Origin of the sequence: Pedobacter caeni (genome assembly GCF_900129215.1) — a bacterium.
Classification (GTDB): Bacteria; Bacteroidota; Bacteroidia; order Sphingobacteriales; family Sphingobacteriaceae; genus Pedobacter; species Pedobacter caeni.
The window spans coordinates 1-5,486 of sequence record NZ_FQUQ01000015.1; the positions used below are offsets into that span (position 1 = coordinate 1).

Below are 5,486 nucleotides of genomic sequence, written 5' to 3' on the forward strand. Positions count from 1 at the left end.
CTGGCAATAAATGATGCGATTCCTGCGGGAATCAGCAATGTGAGCTGGACAACGACTACTGCTGGTACTGCCAGTATTGTTTCCGCTGGAACAGGAACAGGCAATACCGTAAATCCTGTTGTGAATATCCCTGCCGGAGCGGCAAATTCAGTAACGGTACTGATCAAAGGAGATGTTGATCCTGGTTATACCGGAGCAACGCTGAAAAACAGCTTCACTGCCACTCCATCTGAACCAGGTAATCCAGCTGTTCCATCTGAAGAGGTGACCACCAATGTCGTTAAAACAGCAGACATCCAGATCCAGAAAACAGGCCCTTCAACAATCGTTGCCGGTTCTGCAATCAGCTATACCATTACTGTTAAAAATGCAGGTCCGAGTAATGCCACTGCGGTGAACATCACAGATGTGATCCCTGCAGATATCAACGGAGTAAACTGGACTGCAACTGCTCAGAACGGAGCGGTGATCAGCGGAGCGAATACAGGAACAGGTAACATCAGCTTAAATGCTTCCATTCCTGCAGGCAATGCAACCGTACAGATCCTGATCACAGGAACAGTTGATGCTGCTCATACCGGCACCAGCCTGGTAAATACTGCTACGGCAACCCCGGGAGCAGGAATTACAGATCCGACACCTGCAACCAGCACCGTAACTACTGCAGTAACCAGGATAGCGAATGTGAGAATTACCAAGTCAGGACCTGCAGATATTGCAGTAGGAGAAAAAATCAAATATAACCTTCGTATTGTTAATGATGGACCAAGTGATGCGATCGGCGTGTTGATCAAAGATGCCATCCCTGGAAATCTTGAAAATGCAAGCTGGACCTCGACGTTAACTGGTGGCGCTACATTAAGTGCGGCTAATGGTACAGGAGACCTTAACCTTACAGGAAATATTCCTGCAACAACGGGAGTCATCAGTATTGATATTGAGGCAACAGTGAAAGCCAGCAACCTGGATAAAACTCTATTTACAAATACCGCTACTGCTTTCTTCCCTGTGGGAAGCCCGATTACAGATCCTGAACTGAACTCAAACACCAGTACCGTACCAACCATCATCAACAATGATCCTGTACTGAAAGTATCGAAAAGCGGACCTGCAACGGTGAATATCGGGGATCCGATCAAATATACCATTGTGATCAGAAACGGAGGTGCTGGTAACATTACCAATGCGGATATCTCTGATCCGGTTCCGGCAGATGTAGCAGTAAGCAGTTGGGTTGCCACCAGAACAGGCGGAGCAACAATTATCGGAGCAGCTACAGGCACTGGAAACAACATCAATTTCAAAGCAGATATTCCGGCGGATAATGATCCTTTAACTGCAATAACTATTGAAATTCAGGGAACAGTTAAAACCACAGCGGGTGCCGTCTTTACCAATACGGTAACGGTAACAGCCAATGGAGAAAGAAAAAGCTCAGTGGTCACTGCCGTAAATCAGTCGACCGATATTAAAATAGAAAAAACAGGACCTCAGGCCATAACCTCAGGGTCTGCTATTGCTTACACCATTAAAGTAAGCAATCAGGGACCTAGAGACGTGACCGGATTGACGATCAACGACAACATCCCTGCAGAGATTGGTCAGATCAGCTGGAATGTGCAGTCCTTTGGGTCGGCAACAATCAGCAGCCCTGCAGCCGGAACAACCAACGGAATTCAAACCACCGCAAATGTTCCTGTAGGTGCAGCCAACTATATTCTGATTACCGTGAATGGGGTGGTAAATGCCAATACGCCATCAGGTAGCATCAGCAATGTGGCTAGTGTAACTATGCCGAGCGACATCTCTGATTTCAACCTGGCTAACAATACCAGTACGGTGAATACACAGATCAGTTCTGTTTCCGGATTGAGTATCAGCAAATCAGGTCCTCAGAATGGAGTTTCCGGCTCTGCAATTACCTATACGATTAAAGTCAGAAACAGCGGTCCAAGTAATGCCAGTCAGGCGCAGATCAAGGATGTCGTGCCGGCAGGAATTAAAGCAGTGAGCTGGATTGCAACTTCAGCGGGTGCTGCCCTGATCAATTCAGGAGCTGCGGGAACAGGAAATACAGTGAATGTTTCTGCAAACATCCCTGCTGGTACAGCCAATGAGGTCAATATCATTATTAACGGAACAATAGATCCTGGCTTTAGCGGTCAGCTGTTAAATAATGCTACAGTTACGCCATCAGAACCAGGCAACCCTCCGGTAACTTCAACTGATGTAACGACAACGGTGACGAATAAATCAGGAGTCAGGATTGTGAAATCAGGACCTACGAGTGTTGAAGCGGGTAAAACGGTCAATTATACCCTTGAACTGAGCAACGCAGGTCCTGGAAATGCAATGAATGTAGCTGTAACAGATGCTGTTCCTGCTCAGTTGACCGGTGTAAACTGGATCGCAACAGCGAATTCAGGTGCTGTGATCAGGTCGGGAGCAACAGGTACAGGAAATGCAGTTGCCCTTAACGTTGACCTTCCTGCCGGAAGCGGTACGGTAACGGTTAACATTACCGCACAGGTTCCTGCAAATGCAGTAAACGGAAGCATTATCAATACCGCTACTGCTACCCCTGTTGAACCAGGAAATCCGGCAGTGCCATCTGATCCGGTAACCACCAATATTGTCAACAATGCACAATTAAGCTTTGTGAAAAGTGGCCCTGCTGCACTGAATTCCGGAGAAGCGATCCGCTATACTTTGGCGATCAGCAATGCCGGACCATCAGATGCTAAGGGAGTAAAAGTGAAGGATGTTGTTCCTGCTCAGGTGACAGGAGTTTCCTGGACCAGTACACTTGCGGGTGGTGCGACCATCAGCTCGGGTGCAAGCGGAGCGGTTAATGATGTAGACATCACTGCAGATGTACCAGCGAACGGAAGTATTCTGGTGACCATCACCGGTAAGGTGAGTCCTGTTTTTGCCGGTATCCTGCTTAACAAAGCGGCACTGACTCCTGCAGATCCTGCTAAACCAGTGATCAATTCAGAAGTGAGTACTACCGTCAAAAACGTATCAAGCTTACAAATCACTAAAACAGGACCTGCAACAGTAACCGCAGGCCAGGTGATGAAGTACCAGATTAAAGTAAGTAACAACGGGCCGGGTACTGCACAGAATGCAGTGATCAGTGATGTTGTTCCTGCTCAGTTAACGGGAGTAAGCTGGATTGCTTCAGGAGCAGGAAACGCAACGATAGCCATTGGGCATAACGGAACAGGAAATAACCTGAGTGTCACAGCAACGGTTCCATCCGGATTGAACGATGTGATCACGATAGATATCACAGGTACAGTTGGTGCTTCTTTTGCAGGTAAATTAAGTAATACGGCAACGGTAACACCAATTGAACCGGGTAATCCGCCAGTGGTTACTCCGCCAGTGGAAACAGAAACTACCTTGAAACCAATCATCACGATCAGTAAAACAGGTCCTGCAACGATTACTGCAGGTGCTCCGATCACTTATGTAATTACTGCCGGTAACACTGGATTAAGTAATGCAAAAGACCTGGTGATTACGGATAATGTACCATTACAAATCAAAAATGTACAATGGACCACCAGCATTTCAGGAACAGCAGGAGTAACGACCGGAGCTATCGGATCAGGTAATGCCGTTTCTGTAAAAGGAGACATTGCTGCTGGTGCATCGAATAAAATCACCATTACCATTACCGGTACGGTTGATCCTGCTTTCTCTGGTAAACTGAGCAACGTTGCAACAGGTACTCCTGCAGAGCCAGGAAATCCGCCAGTGGTGACTCCTCCGGTAGAAACAGAAACGACCTTGAAACCAGGCATTACGATTAGTAAAACAGGCCCTGCAACGATTACTGCAGGAGCTCCGATTACTTATGTAATTACTGCCGGTAACACCGGATTAAGTAATGCAAAAGACCTGGTGATTACCGATAATGTACCATCACAAATCAAAAATGTACAATGGACCACCAGCATTTCGGGAGCAGCCGGAGTAACAGCCGGAGCTACCGGATCAGGTAATTCAGTTTCTGTAAAAGGAGATATTGCTGCCGGAGCGGCGAATAAAATCACCATCACCATTACCGGTACGGTTGATCCTGCTTTCTCTGGTTCCATCAGCAATTTTGCAACTGGTACACCAGCTGAACCAGGTAATCCACCAGTGGTAACCCCACCGGTAGAAACCACTACGGATCAGAAACCAGGCATCACCATCAGTAAAACAGGTCCTGCAACGATTACTGCAGGCGCTCCGATCACTTATGTAATCACTGCCGGTAACACCGGATTAAGTAATGCAAAAGACCTGGTGATTACCGATAATGTACCATCACAAATTAAAAATGTACAATGGACCACCAGTATTTCAGGAACAGCAGGTGTAACGGCCGGAGCTACCGGATCAGGTAATGCCGTTTCTGTAAAAGGAGACATTGCCACCGGAGCAGCAAATAAAATCACCATTACCATTACCGGTACGGTTGATCCTGCTTTCTCTGGTAAGCTGAGCAACGTTGCAACAGGTACTCCTGCAGAGCCAGGTAATCCGCCAGTGGTAACGCCACCGGTAGAAACCACTACGGATCAGAAACCAGGCGTTACGATCAGTAAAACAGGTCCTGCAACGATTACTGCAGGCGCTCCGATCACTTATGTAATTACGGCTGGTAACACCGGACTGAGCAATGCAAAAGACCTGGTGATTACCGATAATGTACCATCACAAATCAAAAATGTACAATGGACCACCAGCATTTCGGGAGCGGCCGGAGTAACAGCCGGAGCTACCGGATCAGGTAATTCAGTTTCTGTAAAAGGAGACATTGCCACCGGAGCAGCAAATAAAATCACCATCACCATTACCGGTACGGTTGATCCTGCTTTCTCTGGTAAACTGAGCAACGTTGCAACAGGTACTCCTGCAGAGCCAGGTAATCCGCCAGTGGTAACCCCACCAGTAGAAACCACTACGGATCAGAAACCGGGCATCACGATCAGTAAAACAGGTCCTGCAACGATTACTGCAGGCGCTCCGATTACTTATGTAATTACTGCCGGTAACACCGGATTAAGTAATGCAAAAGACCTGGTGATTACGGACAATGTACCATCACAAATTAAAAATGTACAATGGACCACCAGCATTTCAGGAACAGCAGGTGTAACGGCCGGAGCTACCGGATCAGGTAATTCAGTTTCTGTAAAAGGAGACATTACTGCCGGAGCGGCGAATAAAATCACCATTACCATTACCGGTACGGTTGACCCTGCTTTCTCTGGTTCCATCAGCAATTTTGCTACAGCGACTCCTGTAGAACCAGGAAATCCACCAGTGGTAACCCCGCCGGTAGAAACCACTACAGATCAGAAACCGGGCATCACGATCAGTAAAACAGGTCCTGCAGCCATTGGTGCAGGCTCGACCATTACTTATGTGATTACTGCCGGCAATACCGGACTCAGCAATGCAAAAGGCCTGGTAATCACCGATAA

1 protein-coding gene is annotated in these 5,486 nt (G+C 47.4%); it reads left to right on the forward strand.

Going from position 1 to position 5,486, the window contains the following annotated elements; genetic code table 11:
- Positions 1-5,486 (forward strand): beta strand repeat-containing protein (locus BUC20_RS33460; RefSeq protein WP_073239193.1); only part of this gene is annotated, 5,486 nt, incomplete at both ends.